This is a genomic window from Serratia sp. Ae19-1 (assembly GCF_059801225.1).
On the sequence record NZ_JBCHWD010000005.1, the window covers coordinates 362269 to 379839 of the forward strand.

The 17571-nt window shown below is 60.3% G+C and carries 17 protein-coding genes; 5 read left to right on the top strand and 12 right to left on the bottom strand.

Going from position 1 to position 17571, the window contains the following annotated elements:
• Nucleotides 1–37 precede the first annotated feature (37 nt).
• From hpaD to AAIE04_RS16915, 4 genes are read right to left on the bottom strand one after another with little or no spacing between them, the layout of a single operon-like run.
• Entirely contained in the window at nt 38–1111 is a 1074-nt protein-coding gene (hpaD, locus tag AAIE04_RS16900; RefSeq protein WP_004933173.1) for a 3,4-dihydroxyphenylacetate 2,3-dioxygenase, read from the bottom strand.
• A 37-nt stretch (nt 1112–1148) separates the two neighbouring features.
• Nucleotides 1149–2603 carry a 5-carboxymethyl-2-hydroxymuconate semialdehyde dehydrogenase gene (gene hpaE / locus AAIE04_RS16905; RefSeq protein WP_033631722.1) on the bottom strand — a complete coding sequence of 485 codons (1455 nt, stop codon included), beginning with the start codon at nt 2601–2603 and terminating at the stop codon, nt 1149–1151.
• Nucleotides 2600–3364, bottom strand: coding sequence for a fumarylacetoacetate hydrolase family protein (locus AAIE04_RS16910; RefSeq protein ID WP_004933177.1), 765 nt, complete (start codon nt 3362–3364; stop codon nt 2600–2602). The genes hpaE and AAIE04_RS16910 overlap by 4 nt, the downstream gene beginning before the upstream one ends.
• Nucleotides 3361–3993 carry a fumarylacetoacetate hydrolase family protein gene (locus tag AAIE04_RS16915; RefSeq protein WP_074055323.1) on the bottom strand — a complete coding sequence of 211 codons (633 nt, stop codon included), beginning with the start codon at nt 3991–3993 and terminating at the stop codon, nt 3361–3363. The genes AAIE04_RS16910 and AAIE04_RS16915 overlap by 4 nt, the downstream gene beginning before the upstream one ends.
• A 327-nt stretch (nt 3994–4320) precedes the next feature.
• Between AAIE04_RS16915 and hpaR the strand changes: the two genes are divergently transcribed.
• Nucleotides 4321–4773, top strand: coding sequence for a homoprotocatechuate degradation operon regulator HpaR (gene hpaR / locus AAIE04_RS16920; RefSeq protein WP_004933183.1), 453 nt, complete (start codon nt 4321–4323; stop codon nt 4771–4773).
• A 57-nt stretch (nt 4774–4830) separates the two neighbouring features.
• On the opposite strand, the gene AAIE04_RS16925 is transcribed toward hpaR, so the two are convergent.
• The 6 genes from AAIE04_RS16925 to AAIE04_RS16950 form a co-directional block, all read right to left on the bottom strand.
• A complete protein-coding gene (locus AAIE04_RS16925) occupies nt 4831–5622 on the bottom strand; it encodes an SDR family oxidoreductase (RefSeq protein ID WP_019454951.1) in 792 nt (263 codons plus the stop codon).
• A 4-nt stretch (nt 5623–5626) separates the two neighbouring features.
• Nucleotides 5627–6424 carry a molybdenum cofactor biosynthesis F family protein gene (locus tag AAIE04_RS16930; RefSeq protein ID WP_049300740.1) on the bottom strand — a complete coding sequence of 266 codons (798 nt, stop codon included), beginning with the start codon at nt 6422–6424 and terminating at the stop codon, nt 5627–5629.
• 11 nt (nt 6425–6435) lie between these two features.
• Nucleotides 6436–7218 carry an SDR family NAD(P)-dependent oxidoreductase gene (locus AAIE04_RS16935; protein WP_025159608.1) on the bottom strand — a complete coding sequence of 261 codons (783 nt, stop codon included), beginning with the start codon at nt 7216–7218 and terminating at the stop codon, nt 6436–6438.
• Nucleotides 7211–7801, bottom strand: a complete 591-nt coding sequence (locus AAIE04_RS16940; RefSeq protein ID WP_498577373.1) for a DUF3156 family protein — start codon at nt 7799–7801, stop codon at nt 7211–7213. Before AAIE04_RS16940 ends, AAIE04_RS16935 begins: the two co-directional genes overlap by 8 nt.
• Entirely contained in the window at nt 7776–9269 is a 1494-nt protein-coding gene (locus AAIE04_RS16945) for an APC family permease (RefSeq protein WP_019454948.1), read from the bottom strand. The genes AAIE04_RS16940 and AAIE04_RS16945 overlap by 26 nt, the downstream gene beginning before the upstream one ends.
• 469 nt (nt 9270–9738) lie before the next feature.
• Nucleotides 9739–11013: an oligosaccharide flippase family protein gene (locus AAIE04_RS16950; RefSeq protein WP_498577374.1), complete on the bottom strand. Its 1275-nt coding sequence runs from the start codon at nt 11011–11013 to the stop codon at nt 9739–9741.
• Nucleotides 11014–11842: 829 nt separating this feature from the next.
• On the opposite strand from AAIE04_RS16950, the gene AAIE04_RS16955 reads away from it, so the two are divergent.
• The 4 genes from AAIE04_RS16955 to AAIE04_RS16970 all read left to right on the top strand — a co-directional run bounded on the left by AAIE04_RS16955 (nt 11843) and on the right by AAIE04_RS16970 (nt 15828).
• Nucleotides 11843–12490 (top strand): helix-turn-helix transcriptional regulator, encoded by a 648-nt coding sequence (locus AAIE04_RS16955; protein ID WP_019454945.1) that lies wholly within the window; start codon nt 11843–11845, stop codon nt 12488–12490.
• Nucleotides 12491–12630: 140 nt separating this feature from the next.
• A complete protein-coding gene (locus tag AAIE04_RS16960; RefSeq protein ID WP_197667693.1) occupies nt 12631–13818 on the top strand; it encodes an MFS transporter in 1188 nt (395 codons plus the stop codon).
• Nucleotides 13815–14927, top strand: coding sequence for a class II histone deacetylase (locus AAIE04_RS16965; RefSeq protein ID WP_019454943.1), 1113 nt, complete (start codon nt 13815–13817; stop codon nt 14925–14927). Before AAIE04_RS16960 ends, AAIE04_RS16965 begins: the two co-directional genes overlap by 4 nt.
• Nucleotides 14928–15021: 94 nt before the next feature.
• The gene (locus AAIE04_RS16970) at nt 15022–15828 is read left to right on the top strand and encodes an alpha/beta hydrolase (RefSeq protein WP_498577375.1); all 807 of its coding nucleotides are present in this window, start codon (nt 15022–15024) and stop codon (nt 15826–15828) included.
• Nucleotides 15829–15867: 39 nt separating this feature from the next.
• Here AAIE04_RS16970 and AAIE04_RS16975 read toward each other — a convergent pair whose 3' ends face one another.
• Both AAIE04_RS16975 and AAIE04_RS16980 read right to left on the bottom strand, forming a co-directional pair.
• The gene (locus AAIE04_RS16975) at nt 15868–16233 is read right to left on the bottom strand and encodes a cupin domain-containing protein (protein WP_019454941.1); all 366 of its coding nucleotides are present in this window, start codon (nt 16231–16233) and stop codon (nt 15868–15870) included.
• Between the two features lie 18 nt (nt 16234–16251).
• The gene (locus AAIE04_RS16980) at nt 16252–17553 is read right to left on the bottom strand and encodes an NAD(P)/FAD-dependent oxidoreductase (protein ID WP_498577376.1); all 1302 of its coding nucleotides are present in this window, start codon (nt 17551–17553) and stop codon (nt 16252–16254) included.
• Nucleotides 17554–17571 lie beyond the last annotated feature (18 nt).

The window sequence follows — 17571 nt, forward strand, 5'->3', positions numbered from 1 at the left end:
CGGCGAATATGCGCGGGCCAGGCCCGCGCAACGGCATTTACAGCGTATTGCCAAGTTTGAAACCTTTTTCCGTATCGCCCTCGCGGGTATAGGAAAAACCGTCTGCGCCGATGGTGACGGCCATTTCGCTGGGCGCGCTGCGTTCGATGACCGGCTGCGGCTGCCCATCGAGATCCAGCACCAGCGATCCTTCGGTGTACCAGCTCGGCACCACCGGATTGCCCCACCAGTCGCGGCGCTGGTTGTCATGCACGTCCCAGGTCACGGTCGGGTTGTCCGGATCGCCGGTGTAGTAATCCTGCGTGTAGATTTCCACACGGTGGCCATCGGGATCGCGCAGGTAGAGATAGAACGCGTTGGAGACGCCGTGACGGCCAGGGCCGCGTTCGATCAAATCGGATTTGCGCAGCGCGCCGAGTTTGTCGCAGATGGCCAAAATGTTGTGTTTTTCATGGGTGGCGAAGGCGATGTGGTGCATGCGCGGCCCGGCGCCGCCGGTCATCGCGGTATCGTGCACCGTCGCCTTGCGGCGCATCCAGGCGGCGTAAACCACGCCGTCTTCATCGCGGATGTCTTCCGTTACGCGGAAGCCCAGCCCCTGGATATATTCCACGGCGCGCGGCACGTCTGGGGTGATTTGGTTAAAGTGATCGAGGCGCACCAGCGCGCCCGGCGTATACAGATCGTAACGCCAGGCCAGACGCTCGACGTGCTGCACGTCGTAGAAAAATTCGTACGGGAAACCGAGCGGATCTTCTACCCGCACCGCATCGCCGATGCCTTTGGCGAACCCGTTCACCCGCCGCTCGGTGCGGCAGCCAAGCGCCTTGAAATACGCTTCGGCGCGATCGACGTCTTCCGGCGTGCGCACGCGGAAAGCAAACGCCGCCACGGCGGCCACCGGCCCTTCGCGCAGCACCAGGTTATGGTGAATGAACTCCTCCATCGAACGCAGGTAGAGGGTTTTGTCATCTTCGGCGGTCACGACCAGGCCGAGGATATCGACGTAAAATTCGCGTGCGGCTTTAAGGTTCGTGACCTGAATTTCCATGTAGGCACAGCGCACGACGTCGGGAGCAGGGACAGCATTAGTGGTCAGTTTTGTCGTCATTGTTCTCATCTCTCTCGTTATTATTGTGCTCTGAGGCTCAGACGCCCCATTTCGGGATCGGGTGGTCGCCCATGGAAATGCACACGTTCTTCATTTCGGCGAACACTTCGAAGCTGTATTCGCCGCCTTCGCGGCCGGTGCCGGAGGCTTTCACGCCGCCGAACGGTTGGCGCAGATCGCGCACGTTTTGGGTGTTGACGAAAACCATGCCGGCTTCGATGCCGCGGGCCAGGCGCAGAACCTTGCTCACATCCTGCGTCCAGATGTACGACGCCAGGCCGTACTCCACGTCGTTGGCCATGCGCAGGCCGTCTTCTTCCGACTTGAACGGCAGCAGGCAGGCCACCGGCCCGAAGATCTCCTCCTGCGCCACGCGCATCCGGTTATCGACATCCGCCAGCACCGTCGGGCGCAGGAAGTTGCCGTGGCTCAAACCAGCCGGTTTGTCCGGGCCGCCGGCCAGCAGGGTCGCCCCTTCTTCCACCCCGAGGCGGATATAGCCGGAGACTTTTTCCCAGTGCTGCGGGCTGATCAGCGCCCCCACCTGGGTGTTGGGATCTTGCGGATCGCCCACGCGCAGACGGTTGGCGCGCTCGGCGAAGCGTTTGACGAATTCCGGGTAGATGCTCTCCTGAATGAAGATGCGCGAACCGGCGGTGCAGCGTTCGCCGTTGATCGAGAAGATGGTGAACAGCGCGGCGTCGAGCGCCCGCTCGATGTCGGCGTCTTCAAAGATCAGCACCGGCGACTTGCCGCCGAGCTCCATGGAGAATTTCTTCAGCCCGGCGCTTTCGATAATGCGGCGGCCGGTGGCGGTGCCGCCGGTGAACGAAACCGCGCGCACGTCTTTATGGCGCACCAGCGCGTCGCCGGCGGTGGCGCCGTAACCCTGCACCACGTTCAGCACCCCGGCGGGAATACCGGCCTCCAGCGCCAGCTCGCCCAGGCGATCGGCGCTCAGCGGCGACAGTTCGGACATCTTCAACACCGCAGTGTTACCCAACGCCAGGCAAGGTGCGGTTTTCCAGGTGGCGGTCATGAACGGCACGTTCCACGGCGACACCAGCGCGCAGACCCCCACCGGCTGCACCAGCGTGTAGTTGAGCATCTTGTCGTCCACCGGGTAGGTCTTGCCGTTCATCTGCTGGCACACCTCGGCGAAGAACTCGAAGTTGTGCGAGGCGCGCGGGATCAGCACGTTTTTGGTCTGATGGATCGGCAGGCCGGTATCGGCAGTTTCCATTTCGGCGATCTGCGGCACGTTCTGGTCGATCAGCTCACCCAGACGGCGCATCAGGCGCGCGCGCTCTTTCATCGGCGTGTTGGCCCATTTGGGGAAAGCCTCTTTCGCGGCCGCCACCGCCTGGTCGATCTCCAGCTGGCCGCCGGAGGCCACTTCCGCCAGCACCTCGCCGTTCGCCGGGTTGGTGGTGGTGAAATACTCTTTGCTGGCGACGTTCTTGCCGTTGATCCAGTGGTTGATGGTTTTCATCGCAGGCTCTCCTCGTAATCTTTTTCACTGATAATGTGGTTAACCAGACGGCCGATGCCCTCGATCTCCACCACCACTTCGTCGCCCGGCCGCACGTCGGCCAGCCCTTTCGGCGTGCCGGTGGCGATCATGTCGCCCGGCTGCAGCGTCATGAATTCGCTCAGGTAGGCGATCAGGAACGGAATGTCGAAAATCATGTCGGCGGTACTGCCGCGCTGGCGCAGCTCGCCGTTGACGTAGGTGCTGAGCGCCAGCCGGTGCGGATCGGCGACGTCGTCGCGATCGACGATGTACGGCCCGATCGGCGTCAGGGTATCGCGGCTCTTCACCCGCAGATTCGGCCGGTAGTAGTTTTCCAGGTAGTCGCGGATGGCGTAGTCGTTGCACAGGGTGTAGCCCGCCACATACTCCATGGCGCGCTCGCGGCTGACGTTACGCGCGGTCTTGCCGATCACCGCCACCAGCTCGGCTTCGTAATGCATGTACTCCACGTCGGCCGGACGCACCGATACCTGACGATGGCCGGTCAGGGTGTTCGGTGCCTTGAGGAACACCAGCGGCTCTTCCGGCGCCTTGAATTCCAGTTCGCTGGCGTGGTCGGCATAGTTCAGCCCCAGGGCAAACACCGTGCCCTGCGCCGGCGGCAGCCATTCCACTTCGCGCTCCTGCAGCACCTCGCCGTTCGGCAGCGTGACGCGCAGTTGGTCGTCCACCTGAACGTTGACGATCTGGCCATGATGGCGAATACGGGCATGTTTCATGATGCGGCTCCTGCCTGGGTGACGCGGTTGCTCAGAGTGGGCAGGCCGGCGGCGCGCACCGTCACCTCATCCCCCGGTTTGATCTCCACCCGCTGGTGCGGGGTGCCGATCAGCACCGCATCGCCCGGCTGCAGGGTGATGAAATCGCTGATGGCGGCGATCAGTTCCGGCACCGAGCGCACCAGATCGGCGGTGGACCAGCGATCCTGCTCCACGCCGTTGATCTCGGTGACGATCTCCAGCCGATCGGCATTCTCCAGCTGGCCTATCTCTCCCAGCGGGCAGAACCCGTCGCGGCATTTGGCCTTGATCGCCGGGCGATAGAAGCTGCTCTCCGGCAGGCTGACGTCGTTGGCCAACGCGTAACCGGCCAGATAACGGCTCACCTGCGCCGCCGGCACCTTGCGCGCGGTGTCGCCGATGATCACCGCCAGCGTGCCGCCGCTCTGCACGGTTTCACCGGCCGGAAACGGGATCGCCCCGCCATTGGCGAGGTGGGTATTGCGCGGTTTGATAAACCACACCGGGGTTTTGGGTGGGGTCTGATACGGCGGCTGGTGAAACGCCTGATCCCAGGCGTCCAGTTGGCTGCGGTGGTTCAGCGCAACGGAAAATACGGTGCCTTTCATGCGAACTCCTCCAATGGCAAAACATGACAACCGGCATTCATTAATATATTAATGATTACTTTTATACGCTGTGCAGCTTTTACGCAACGCGCTTGGAGTGATTTGTGATCGCGATAACAAAATATTCACAAACCAAGAACATTAGCGTGATTACTCAACGTATTAACCCTTTTTCACACCATTTTTCGCTGCGCCTTGCATTTTTGCTTTATCCCTACGGGTAACTTTGGCTACTATTAAGTTATTAACAAAATCGGGCTTTGTGGGGCAGGCGCCCCCATAACGAGCGCCGTAATAACGAACACCTTGATAGCTAAGGCCAAACTTATGCATGAATCGTTAACCATCGCCCTGCTGCAGGCGCGTGAAACCGCCATGGGGTTCTTCCGCCCGATCCTGAAAAGCCACAATCTCACCGAGCAGCAGTGGCGCATCATCCGCGTGCTGGCCAACAGCCGTTCGATCGAATTCCACGAGCTGGCGGCGGAAACCTGTATCCTGCGCCCCAGCCTGACCGGCATTCTGTCGCGCATGGAGCGCGACAAGCTGATCTTCCGCCTGAAACCCGTCAACGATCAGCGCAAGCTGTACGTGTCGCTGACCCAACAGGGTCAGGATCTGTATGAAGTGGCGCGCCACCAGGTGGAACAGGGCTACGCCGAGATTGAAGCCGCCTTTTCGCGGCAGAAAATGGACCAGTTGATGACGTTGCTGGACGAGCTGATCACCCTGGGCGACAGCCTGCCCGCCAACGTCACCGCGCATCCCGCCAAGCAGTGATTTAACCCACCGGAATTCTCAAATTAATTGGCGTCTGCAGCCAACAACGCTGCAGCGTCAAGCAAGCGGAGAATTCGTTTCCGGCAACAGCGCGCCGCCGTCCACCACCAGCGTCTGGCCGGTGATATAGGCCGCCGCCGGCGAGGCGAGAAACACCATCGCCGCGGCGATGTCTTCCGGTTCACCCAGCCGCCCGAGCGGCACCGCAGCGGCGATCGCCTGATTCACCTGCGCGTCGCCCAGGTTGGCCATCGCCGGCGTGCGGATCATCCCCGGCTCCACGCCGTTGACGCGAATTTTCTCCGCCGCCAGCTCCAGCGCCGCCGCGCGAATAAACCCGTTCACCCCGGCCTTGGAAGCGGCGTAGTGCGCCAGCCCCGGGTAGGCCACCCGCGGGCCGGTCACCGACGAGGTCACCAGCAGACTGCCGCCGCCGGAGCGGCGCATCCACGGCAGCGCCGCCTGCGCCAGAAAGAACGGCGCCATCAGATTGACGCTCAGCGTGCGTTGCAGCAGGGCCGCGTCGATGGCGGCGAACGGCGTCAGCGGAAAGTAAGCGGCGTTGTGAATCACCACATCCAGCCGTTGATGCCGCTCGCCCACCGCCGCCACCCCCTCGGCAATCTGCCCCGGCTCGGCCAGATCGCAGGCCAGCGCCTGCACGCTCAACCCTTCGTCCCGCAGCGTTTGCGCCGCCGCCTGTGCCTGCGGCAGCTGCACGTCCGCGATCGTCACCTCGGCGCCCAACCGGGCGAAGGCGCTGACGATCGCCAGCCCAATGCCCTGAGCGCCGCCGGTCACCAGCACCGCCTGCCCCACGAAGGCGTCGGCCGCATAGGTTGCGTTCATCGGCCTATCCTCGCGGGTGGCGCGTGGTGTTCAGCACCTGCGCGTGGGCGCCGACCGCAAAGTTGCTCAGCGCGCTGAAATCGCTGCCCTGATAGCCGAGGATCTTGCCGTCGGTGCGCATGCCTTGCAGATCGATCATCACCACGCCCAGCGTCGGAATGATCTTCTCGCGCCAGACGAACAGATAAAGCTGCTCCGCCACCTTCACGTAGTGACAGCGATCGACGTCCGCCAGCCCTTTCTCCACCCCGTCCAGACACTGCCAGGCGTAGAAGTTGTCGTTCAGGTAGATATGCTCGTAGCGTTCGGTCGGGCTGTAGGTGTACATATTGCGCATGCCGATCAGCTCATCGGTAAAACCCGGCGGCGCCACGTCGGCGTCATCCAGCGTGCCGAAGCGGAATTCGGCCTCGACCGCGGTCAGCGGCAGCCCCTGTTCCACCCGGCTGAAGGCGTCGAGCCGCGCCTGCGCTTCGTCCGGCAGTTGGCCGTACACCGCGGTGAAGTTGCCCTGATTGCGGTCGCACACCAGCGTAATGCTGGCGTTGGCGCGTGCGGGGTCGAGAAAATCGATGAACAGCACGCCGGGGCGAATGCTGGTGGCGCGATAGGCGACGCCGCGCCGCTCTCCCCACTCCAGCGTCTGCTCGTCGGTGAACCGGCAGCGCTGGGTCGCACCGTCGCGAAAGCGCAGCGTCAGCGTGGTGCCCGCCAGGCCGTGCTGGCGTTCCAGCGTATTGCTGTGCGGCGCAAAGCCTTCCGCCAGCGCGCCAACCTGAATGAATACCGCTTCTGAACTCATGGAAATGCTCCTTACAGGGAAGTGAAAGCCAATGTCGGCACATCGACGATGGTGGAGCCGCCGTCGGCCACCAGCGCCGCGCCGGTAATGATTGAAGCCTCGCTGGAACAGAGGAAACGGCAGACGCGGGCGATCTCCTCGGCGCTGGCCGGCCGGCGCAGCGGCACATCGCGGCAGACCATCTGGTAAGCCTGCTCCAGCGAAATCTGATGGGCGTCCATCAGCAGCTGCATCTCTTCGTCCGCCATCGGCGTGGTCACCCAGCCGGGGCACACCGCGTTGGCGCGCACGCCCAGCGGGCCATAGTCGCGGGCGATGGAGCGCATCAGTCCGATCAGCGCGTGCTTGGCGGTGACGTAACCGCAGACCTCCGGCCCGGCGGCCAGCGAGGCGATCGAGGCGACAAACAGCAGGTTGCCGCCGCTCTTGATCAGCTCCGGCAAGCAGGCGCGCGCGCTGGCGAAAGCGCTGTTGAGGTTGCTGTCCATCGCCCCTTGCCACTGCTCGTCGGTCATCTCGGTAATGCGCTTGAAGCCCATGCCACCGGCGCTGCCGATCAGGCAGTCGATGCGCCCGGCGTCGCGCAGAATGGCCGGCAGCAGCGTGTGGTTCCAGCTCTCGCCGCTGGCGGCGTCGCCCACCAGCGCCTGCGCGCCGATCTCATGCGCCAGCGCCGCCAGCGGTTCCGGGCGGCGGCCGATGATGAACACCCGATCGCCCTGCGCCGCCAGCAGACGGGCGCAGGCGGCGCCGACGCCGGTGCCGCCGCCGGTAATCACAACCACTCTATTCATGATTCAGCTTCTCCATCAGTTGGCCGATCATCAGCAGGCTGCTCAACAGCAGCCGCCGCTGTTCGGCGTCCAGCCGCAGATAGCGGCGGCCGGCCGGCAAACGGCTGACCACCTCCGATGCGGCGAAATGCTCGATATCCACCTGCCAGCGCCCGTCTTTGACCGTCAGCCGCACGCGGCGAAAATCCAGCTGCGCCAGCGTCTCGCCGATCTGCGGGTAGCGCAGCAGGCCATCCAGCACCCGCTGCGCGGCCGCATGGCGCTGACGCAGCAGATAGCGCACGCCGTGCCGCCGCAGCCAACCGCCGGTCAGCACGTCCAGCGTCAGCGGGGGCTGCGCCGCGCACGCACCCTGCAACCGAAAGCGATGGCTGACGATATGCGCCATAAACAGCCCCTGCACCTGTTCGCTGACCTCGATCTGCGGCCCCTGCGGCAGCGTCAGCCGCAGCAGGCCCGGCGCCAGACGTTCGCACGCGTAGGGTTCCAGGTTGCGGGCCAGGCGATCCAGCGCGGCGCCCGGACGATAGCCCGACGGCGCTCGCCGCCAGGCGCGATTAAGTGAGGGAAGTAAGCCGATCAAACTGCGCCTCCTCGTTTTCGCCCTTGGCGAAGGCATTTTCCAGCACCTGCTCGACCGGCACCGGCTTGAACGGATTCACTTTCTGCACGCACAGCGTCCAGAACAATGCATAGGCGGCGGTCAGGCCGATCATCCAGCCGAAGGGAATGTAAACGTCGCTCGGGTTCATCCCCGGCGGCGTGATGTAGACGATGGCCAGCACGATGCCGACGCTGGAGACGATTTGCGGCAGCGGGAACCACGGCGATTTATAGGCGCGCGGCAGATCGGGGCGACGCAGGCGCAGGATGACCACCGAGCAGGTCACCAGCAGGTAGGCCACGCCCCAGGCGCACACCGCCGCCAGCACCAACGGAATGATCTTGTCGAGGTTGCCCTGAATGGCGAAGGCGTGCACGCAGGGGATCAGAACCGCCACCAGAATGCCGACCACCGGCGTTTTAAAGCGCGGGTGCAGATAAGCGAACATGCGCGGCAACGCGCCGTCCAGCGCCATGCCGTAAAGGATGCGCGGCACCGCCGCCATCAGCGTATTGATGGTCGCCGCGCCCGCCAGCAGCAGGCCGACGCCCAGCCAGTATTTGCCGAACTGGCCCATCACCTGGCCGGCGAAGGCCGGGATGGCCATCGGCGTTTCCAGCAGGCGCGTGCCGCTGGCGGCATCGACCACCACGTTTTCCACCTGGTGGCTGAGCGCCGCGCCGTACAGCGCCATGCACACCGCCACGCCGCACAGCCCGAGCGCCATGGCGCGCGGGATCACCCGATCGCAGCGTTTGATCTCCGGCGCCATCGGCGTCACCAGCTCACAGCCGACGAACATGAACATCGCCATGCCGATCAGGCTGAATACCGCGAAGGGATCGTTCAGGCTCAGCGTGCTGCCGAACCAACCCTCGAGCGGCACCGCATGCGGCGACAGCAGCCCGACGATGCCGAAGATCACCAGCGTGCTCCACATGGCGAAGGTCAGCACGATCTCCGCCTTGCCGAAGGCCTCGATGCCGAACGCATTGAGCAGGCCGAACACCACAACCAACCCGACGCCGACCATCCAGGAGGCGTTGTGGCTTTCCATCAGGGTGTTGAGGTGCTCGAAGTTCACCAGCGCCATGATGCCGGAGAGAATGGTCTCGGCGGTGCCGGCGAAGATATGCACGATCAGGTAGGCCGACAGCGCGCCGGTGATGGCGAAAAAGCGCCCCATGCCGCAGGAGATGTAGTCGTAAACGGAACCGGAGGTCGGCAGCAGCGCCGCCGCTTCGGAGAAGGTGGTGAGCTGCGCCTGCATCATGATGAAGGCGATCAGCATCGCCAGCGCGAAGGTGTCGCCGCCGATGCCGAAGCCGCTGGTGACCGTCAGGATCACCGGGCTGGCCATGATCACCCCGACCGAACTGGCCAGGGTGGTGGGAAAGCCGACCTTGCCTCGAGCCAGGTGGGCGTGCAACCGCGACGACAGGTTCATGGTTATTTCCTCTTATAGTTTTGGCCTGATGCATGCAGGTGCTTGCAGGTTTTTCACCGCCAGTGGCGGTCATCTCACTATAGAGAGGAAAGGAAAATGCTGACTATCGTCCTTAAGGACGAGGGCTTAGTGATGAGCAAGTGAGAGAGATGGATGGCGGTGGCGGTGAAGGCAAACGGGAAATTATTCGACAAGTCTCAATCCGATAAGATGTCAACTTCATCTATTTTGCAGTGCAGTCAAAAAACGGATAGCTATATCTAAAACTACATTCGCATTTTCACTGAAAACTCAACGCTGCAGAAAAAAAGAAAATAGTCCATGTCAAGGGTCTATTATTCCTGCCACCTGTAGTCAATATCGTGCAATTAAAAACCAATACCACATTATTAAAAAACAACACTTTTCGTGAAAGCCTCGCAGAAACATTTTCTAAAGAATACTCGCCACGTACTCTTTCGAACGACAATCAAGGATTCTTCCTTTTAAAATACAAGTAAGGATTGAATGTTTTAATATGCACCCTTGCTATAACCCCTTGATTAAATAAGTAGTTCAACACTGTCAATGAAATAAACTCCGTTATTAACATGCTATATGCAGCTCCCAAAACGCTATAATGAGAAATTAGAATAATACTTAATGGAAGATTAATAATAAAAACGATAAATGTTTTGCACGATATAAATTTATACCCAGATTCCTTAATTATATAACGATAAGCCACTGGCCCCATAGCTGAAAATGCGGTAGCGACGGCCAATATAATCATAATCGGGTAGGCATCCTCATATTGGTCACCATAGAGCACACTTATGACAAGTCGGCCAAAAATGATAATTAATGTAACCGTAACAAGACAAAACAACAGCACGATACCATTTAACTTTGCCGCTTCATTAATGGATTTTTCTCTGTCACTCTCTTTATAAATGATGGTAAACGAGGAGGTAATAAACGCTAGACTAATGAATGTCCAAGAGGATGCTAACGTATTGGCCGCCGCGAACAGTCCCAATTCAGCCGTTGACCCGTACTTAGCCAGCAATACCTGTGACAGGCGAGTATATATCGAAATTGATACTCCTGATATCGCCAATGGCAGTCCAGCAAATAGTATATATATAATGTAGCGCCTATCCCCAAACCTGTTCTTATTGATTACTTTATGCCGTGCTTTAAAAAACAATAGCCTGATATAGTAAGGAATAATGGCCGTCGTAACAATAGGAATTGCCAGATACTTTATATCAAGATTGGCATTCACTATAGCTAACCTAAGCAACAGGCTAACACCCAACCCAATAACGTTCGCAAAAGCATTAAACTTAGAATTCAAAGCGGCATCGTTATAAATGGCAATAACATCCTGAGAAAAAAAATAGGCCGCAATACTCGCTGCCAGGCAAAAAATAAACGTCAGTGTGTCTGTCATGAAATAAAAATAGATGATTAATACCGTTGCTAACACAAAGAAGATGCTTCGCCTCAATTTTTTTGCCGACAGCATGAGCCGAATACCTGAGCGCTCATTTCTACTCACGCGTTTAAAAATTATCGTCTCAGAACCGAATAAGGACACGGCTTGAACAATTCCAAAAACTGAGATAGCAAAAGCCATTGTACCAAAAGCGGATGGACCAATATACTTAGCGACATAAGACGTAACAAAAATCAGCCCAAAAACTGACACGATCTTTTCAATTACCATCCAAGAGAAATTTTTCAACACGTTAATATTCACAATCTAACTCTTTACATTGTTTAATTTCAAGTTTTCATCTAAACGGCCTACAGGTTAATTTAAATAGTTATACTGTCAGCCATCGCTTCGTAAACATGATTCAGTCTTAAAAATCATAGAAACATAGAAAAATCTCGCAATTAAAATGAATGCTCTCTGACACAGATAAAACGGTGTGCTACCGACTCCAGTAAAACCAATCCAGTACACTGATTTTTATCATAAAAAACAAGTATCACATAAGCACCTTGCCATTTCTTAACCCATATATGACTTCATTTCACTCAAAACAATCAATATGAAACTATAGAACATTTTTATCATAAGCGGATAACCAACATCAGAATAAATGCTTTGAGAATCCCATTGAATGCCAGCTTTTCTCCTATTCGTTTCCTCTTTTCAACACCATCATTGGGTTCCATTGACCGCGACGCCGCCCCTCAATGTGCCATCATGCCCATTCATGACAAGTGATACATCAAATGCAATTGCAATCGTTCCTAGGAACGAGACACTCCCTTCCCTAGCATTAGGACATCCCAAGGAAAATGATAGAACAGCGACTGGCTGCAAGAAAAAAATCTTTAAGTTCAACAGGAAAGTATTCGCAGATAGTTAATACATTAACAAATCGATCTTTTTGAAACCGATAAACCATCTAAAAAAAATGACTTCTTGTTTGTTATTTATGCACTTTATTGCAACCCACCTCACGTTGTTAACATGTTTTTATTGTGTTGCTAAATTGCTACAACTATGCTTGTATCGTTCATATATTGACCGCCAACATTCTCCAGATTGAACGATAAAGGGAGGAACACGAATCATGCACAGCACCGCATCCGATGCCTTTATCAACAGCTGTTTGGCGACCATTACACACCTGATCCCGGTCTCCGCCGGGGTGTTTTATCTGGTCGATCGCAACCTGCGGCCGGATCACTACATCCTGCACGGCATGCCCGATAAAACGCATCAGCAGTACCTGAACCACTTCCAGCAAATTGACCCGCTGCAGCCGGCCAATTTCCATCGCCAGGACATCACCATGGTCGGCATGAGCCCGGCGGCGATCGCCGGCAACCGCCGCTATTACCACGACTTTATGCTGCCGAACGACATGCGCGACATGACGGAGATTTTCATCCGCCAGCGTAAGCGCATCGTCGCCGGGGTGTCGTTGATCCGCGATACGCCGTTCACCGAAGTGGAGCGCGGCCGCCTGCGCGCGGTGCTGCCGCTGATCGAGCTGGCGACGCGCGATCTGCTGCCCGACAGCGAGGCGCAGATGCTGACCGCCAAAGAGCAAGAGATCGTCAATATGGTGCGCGAAGGCGCCAGCAATAAGCGCATCGCCCTGAAACTGGGCATTTCGCTGTCTACGGTGAAAACCCATATGCGCAATATTTTCGCCAAAACCGACGTGGTGAATCGCACCGAACTGGTCGCCAGCGGCTTTCTCGCCCACGGTTAACGCCCGATAACGGCCGCCGTCGCCGGCGTCCGGAAAATAACGTCAGAACGTATTCGCCATCTATGGCGCGGCCTCCCCCTGCCCGCAATCGGGCCTGGCGGGATATTTCATCGTCACTCAACGCTTGGGGAATAAGCTTTATGTCCAGTGATTCGGTTTCCGCGCCCGCCGTCGGCGCGGCGCTCCCCTGCCCGCCGCGGCTGTTGACCGCCATTATCGTCTTCGCCGCCATCGCGCCGGGCATTCTGATGACCGCCCCCGCCGTGGCCGCCCAGCTCGCCGCACAGTGGCAGCTCGGCCCGGCGCAGATTGGCCACCTGTTTTCCACCGAACTCGGCGCCATGAGCCTGGCCACGCTGCCGGCGTGGTGGTGGATCGGGCGCATCAACTGGCGACGAGTCGCTACGCTGTCGGCGCTGGTGTTTATCGCCGGCAACCTGGCTTCGGCGCTGGTGCAGGACTTCACCCTGCTGCTGCCACTGCGCTTTATCGCCTCGCTGGCGGGCGGCACCCTGATGATCCTGTGCATCACCTGCGCCGCCGGCACCGCCAATCCCAGCCGGGTGTATGCCTTCTGGGTGCTCGGCCAGCTGGTGCTGGGCGCGGTTGGGCTGCTGGTGCTGCCGCCGCTGTTCGCGCACTTCGGCCTGATGGCGGTCTACCTGATTTTGGCGGCCATCATGCTGTGCTGCCTGCCGCTCATCCCGGCGTTTCCCAGCGGCTTCACCGCCGCCCGCGCCGCCCGCAGCGGCCCCGCTGCTTCGCTGGCGCGCAAGCTGTGCGCCGTACTGGCGGTGCTGACCTTTTACATCAGCCTGAGCGCTGTCTGGACCTTCATCGGCGGCATCGCCGCCGGCGCCGGGCTGTCGCCGGCTCACAGTGGCCAGGTGCTGGCCGTCGCCACCTTGCTCGGCATCGTCGGCGCGGGGGCCGCGGCGATGATCGGCGCGCGCTTCGGCGGCGGACGCCTGATCGTGCTCGGTTACGCCCTGCTGCTGGCCAGCGTGGCGCTGCTGACTGGCCAGCCCCTGCTGTTGCGCTTCGCCCTGGCGGCCCTGCTGTTCAAATTCACCTGGACCTTCGTGCTGCCATTCATTCTGGCGCGGGTCGCCGGGTTGGATAACGACGGCAAGCTGATGAACGGCATCAACCTGGTGATCGGCGGCGGCATGGCTATCGGCCCGACGCTGGCCGGCTATCTGATCGAATCTTCCGGCGGTTTCAACGCCTTGCTGTTCGGCGCGCTGGGCTGCGCGCTGCTGTCGCTGCTGTTGATTTCGCTGGCTTCACCGCGCACACCGCGCCGTATAACAGGAGGAGAAAGGTGAAAAGAACAACCGGTTTCTTGTTTGATGAACGCTGTTTCTGGCACAGCACCGGCCTGCACGCCACCACCCTGCCGGTCGGCGGCTGGGTGCAACCGCCTTCGGGCGCCGGCCACGCCGAATCGCCGGAAACCAAACGGCGCATGAAGAACCTGATGGACGTGTCCGGCCTGTCGCGCCAGCTCACCCTGCTGAGCGCCGAACCGGCGACGGAAGAAGACCTGCTGCGCATCCACCCCGCCCACTATCTGCAGCGCTTCAAACAGGTGAGCGACAGCGGCGGCGGCCTGCTGGGGGAAGAGGCGCCGCTGGGGCCGGGCAGCTATGAAATCGCCAAACTCTCCGCCGGGCTGGCCTGCGCGGCGGTGGAAGCGGTGCTGCAGGGCGAGCTGGATAACGCCTATGCGCTGTCGCGCCCGCCGGGCCACCACTGCCTGCCGGATCAATCGATGGGCTTCTGCTTCCTGGCCAATATTCCCATCGCCATCGAGCGCGCCAAGGCCCGCTACGGCCTGGGCAAGGTGGCGGTGCTCGACTGGGACGTGCACCACGGCAACGGCACCCAGCACATCTATTGGCAGCGCGGCGACGTGCTGACGCTGTCGCTGCATCAGGACGGCTGCTTCCCGGCGGGCTATTCCGGCGAACAGGATCGCGGTGAAGGCGCCGGGGCAGGCTGCAACGTCAACGTGCCGATGCTGGCCGGCGCCGGCGACGACGGCTACCTGCACGCCATGCGGCGCATCGTCATCCCGGCGCTGGAAAAATTCGAGCCGGAGCTGATCATCGTCGCCTGCGGCTACGACGCCAACGCGCTCGATCCGCTGGCGCGCATGCAGCTGCACAGCGACAGCTTCCGCGCCATGACCGCGCTGGTGCAAGACGCCGCCGACCGGCTGTGCGGCGGCAAACTGGTGATGGTGCATGAAGGCGGCTACGCCGAATCCTACGTGCCGTTCTGTGGGCTGGCGGTGATGGAGCAGCTGAGCGGCGTGCGCACTGAAGTGCAGGATCCGCTGCTGGCGTTCATCCAGCAACAGCAGCCGCGCGACGCCTTCAATCGCTTCCAGCGCGAAGCGCTCGACGAACTGGCGCGCCAGTTCGGTCTGTAATGTCCTCTCTGCGGGCGCCGCATCCGGCGCCCCTGACAACCTCGCCGCCAGCCGCTACGCTGAAGGGCAACCCTACCACCATGAGAACAATAACATGCCCGAACAAACCGTCAACTTTATCAAAGGCCGCCACGGCGACATCGCCTTGCATGACTGGGGAAACGACAAGCCGCGCTATCTGGCGCTGCTGGTGCACGGCTACGGCGAGCATCTCGGCCGCTATCAATACGTGGCGCGCACGCTGCAGGCGCAGGGGGCGCGGGTATTCGGCCCCGATCATCTGGGTCACGGCCTGTCGCAGGGCGAGCGCGTGCTGATCGAGGATTATGACGCCGTCGTCGACGACGTTCAGCGCGTGGTCGAGCATCTTCGCCAACAGTATCCGACGCTGCCGTTGGTGGTGATCGGCCACTCGATGGGCGGCATGATCGCCACCCGCTATGCGCAGCGCCACGCCGAGGAGGTGAGCGCGCTGGTGCTGTCCGGCCCACTGCTCGGCGACAGAACGGCCATCTCCGATCTGGCCAAGTTGCCGACGATCCCCGACGCGCCGCTGGATACCGCCACCCTGGCGCGCGATCCGGCGGTTGGCGCGGCGTATCAGGAAGATCCGCTGGTGTGGCACGGGCCGTTCAAACGCCCCACCCTACGCGCCATGCAACGGATCCTCGCCGCCATCAGCGCCGGGCCGGGGTTCGGCGCGCTGCCTACGCTATGGATCCACGGCGACGACGATCGGCTGGTGCTGATGAGCGAAACGCAAACCGCGCTCGATCGCCTGCGGGGCGACGATTTCGAACGGATGATCAATGCGGGCGGGCGGCACGAGAGCTTTAACGAAACCAATAAGGATCAGATCCTCAAGCGGGTAAGCGACTTTATTGCGCGGGCGTTAGGTTAAGGCGCTCCCCCTCAGCGGGCCGAGGGGGGCATGGCGGTATCAGCCCTCGACGATGGCGAGGTAGTGTTTGACGAAGCGATCCGAGGTGATGTCCCAGCGCACCGGGGTGCCCTTCTCGACGAACCAGGAGTCGCCGGCCTGATACTGCACCGATTCGCCGGTGCGTTCGTTGGTCAGGGTGGCGCTGCCTTCCCACACCGTGGCGTGCTCGGCGAACGGATATTCCATCACGAAGCTGCCGCGGGTGCAGCTGAACACGCCACAGTTCAGATTGTCGGTCGGTTCGCCGAAGATGCTGGCCACGCCGACGGTCGGCGTGCCGGCGATCACCGTGGCGCCGAGGTTGCTGACGCTGCCGATCTCCAGCAGTTCCGGCAGCGGTTGTTTAAGCAGTAACGGTTTCATGTCATTCTCCTCTGAGGATTAACGGCGGCCTTTCCAATAGCCGGATGTCTGGTGCCAAACCTTACCGGCGGTGGTCATCACTCGCCGCAGCTTGTCCTTGCCGAAGATGTTGACGTGCGGGATCGAGCTCATCAGATCGTAACGATCGGATCCTTCACTCATGCCCTCCGCCAGCACCTTGCACACGATGTGGCTCGGCGTCACGCCGAAGCCGGAGTAGCCCTGCACGTAAAACACGTTGTCGCGATCCGGCAGCGTGCCTATCTGCGGGAACAGGTTGGCACTGCAGCACAGCGGGCCGCCCCAGGCCAGATCGATCTTCACGTCTTTCAGGTACGGGAACACCTTCAGCATCAGGTTGCGGTTCCAGGCCTTGAGATCCGACGGGAAATATTCGATCAGGCGAGTGGCGCTGCCGAACAGCAGCCGGTTTTCGTTGGTCACCCGGTAATAGTCGATCACCGGGCGAATGTCGCTGTAGGCGCCGCGGATCGGGCTGATCTGACGGATCAGATCGTCAGACAGCGGCTCGGTGGCCAGCTGGAAGGCGTAGGTGTTGATAGTCTTGCGGTAGATCTGCGGTTCCATGCCGTTGAGGAAGCCGTTGCAGGCCCACAGCATCTTGTTGGCGCGCACCGAACCCATGGCGGTGCGCACCGTGATGCGCGGCCCGTATTCCACGTTGAGCACGCTGCTGTTTTCGAAGATTTTCACCCCGTAGCCGCTCAGCGCCTTGGCCTCGCCCAGCAACAGGTTGAGCGAATGCACATGGCCACCGCCCATGTGTTTCAGCGCGCAGGTATAGGCGTCGGAGCCCACCACCTGCTTCACCTCCGCGCCGGTGTAGAGCTCGATCTCTTCGTCCGGCGCCACCGCCCTGAACTCCTTCAGCCATCCGCGCAGGGTCTTCTCCTGGCGCGCGTTGCTGCCGAGATAGCCGTAGCCGAAGCAGAAGTCGGCGTCGATGTCATATTTATTGATGCGCTCGCGGATAATGCCGGCGCCGAGGTTGCTGATCTTGAAGATGGTTTCCAGCCCAGACGGGCCGACGTGGCGTTTGATCTTCTCCAGATCGTGGCCGATGCCGGCCATCACCTGGCCGCCGTTGCGTCCGGTGCCGCCGTAGCCCAGATAGCGGCCTTCGAGGATGGCGATGTTGGTGATGCCCTTCTCCGCCAGCTCCAGTGCGGTGTTGATACCGGAGAAGCCGCCGCCGATGATCACCACGTCGACGTCCAGATCCTCTTCCAGCGTCGGGAAGCGCAGATCGTATTTTTTGGTCGCCGCGTAGTAGGTTAAGGACTCGATTTCGTTGTTCACTGCCGCACTCCCGATTGC

Excerpts from the sequence above, each read along its gene's own strand:
- hpaD (WP_004933173.1), bottom strand. The coding sequence starts at position 1,111 with ATGACGACAAAACTGACCACTAATGCTGTCCCTGCTCCCGACGTCGTG.
- hpaE (WP_033631722.1), bottom strand. The coding sequence starts at position 2,603 with ATGAAAACCATCAACCACTGGATCAACGGCAAGAACGTCGCCAGCAAA.
- AAIE04_RS16910 (WP_004933177.1), bottom strand. The coding sequence starts at position 3,364 with ATGAAACATGCCCGTATTCGCCATCATGGCCAGATCGTCAACGTTCAG.
- AAIE04_RS16915 (WP_074055323.1), bottom strand. The coding sequence starts at position 3,993 with ATGAAAGGCACCGTATTTTCCGTTGCGCTGAACCACCGCAGCCAACTG.
- hpaR (WP_004933183.1), top strand. The coding sequence starts at position 4,321 with ATGCATGAATCGTTAACCATCGCCCTGCTGCAGGCGCGTGAAACCGCC.
- AAIE04_RS16925 (WP_019454951.1), bottom strand. The coding sequence starts at position 5,622 with ATGAACGCAACCTATGCGGCCGACGCCTTCGTGGGGCAGGCGGTGCTG.
- AAIE04_RS16930 (WP_049300740.1), bottom strand. The coding sequence starts at position 6,424 with ATGAGTTCAGAAGCGGTATTCATTCAGGTTGGCGCGCTGGCGGAAGGC.
- AAIE04_RS16935 (WP_025159608.1), bottom strand. The coding sequence starts at position 7,218 with ATGAATAGAGTGGTTGTGATTACCGGCGGCGGCACCGGCGTCGGCGCC.
- AAIE04_RS16945 (WP_019454948.1), bottom strand. The coding sequence starts at position 9,269 with ATGAACCTGTCGTCGCGGTTGCACGCCCACCTGGCTCGAGGCAAGGTC.
- AAIE04_RS16955 (WP_019454945.1), top strand. The coding sequence starts at position 11,843 with ATGCACAGCACCGCATCCGATGCCTTTATCAACAGCTGTTTGGCGACC.
- AAIE04_RS16960 (WP_197667693.1), top strand. The coding sequence starts at position 12,631 with ATGTCCAGTGATTCGGTTTCCGCGCCCGCCGTCGGCGCGGCGCTCCCC.
- AAIE04_RS16970 (WP_498577375.1), top strand. The coding sequence starts at position 15,022 with ATGCCCGAACAAACCGTCAACTTTATCAAAGGCCGCCACGGCGACATC.
- AAIE04_RS16975 (WP_019454941.1), bottom strand. The coding sequence starts at position 16,233 with ATGAAACCGTTACTGCTTAAACAACCGCTGCCGGAACTGCTGGAGATC.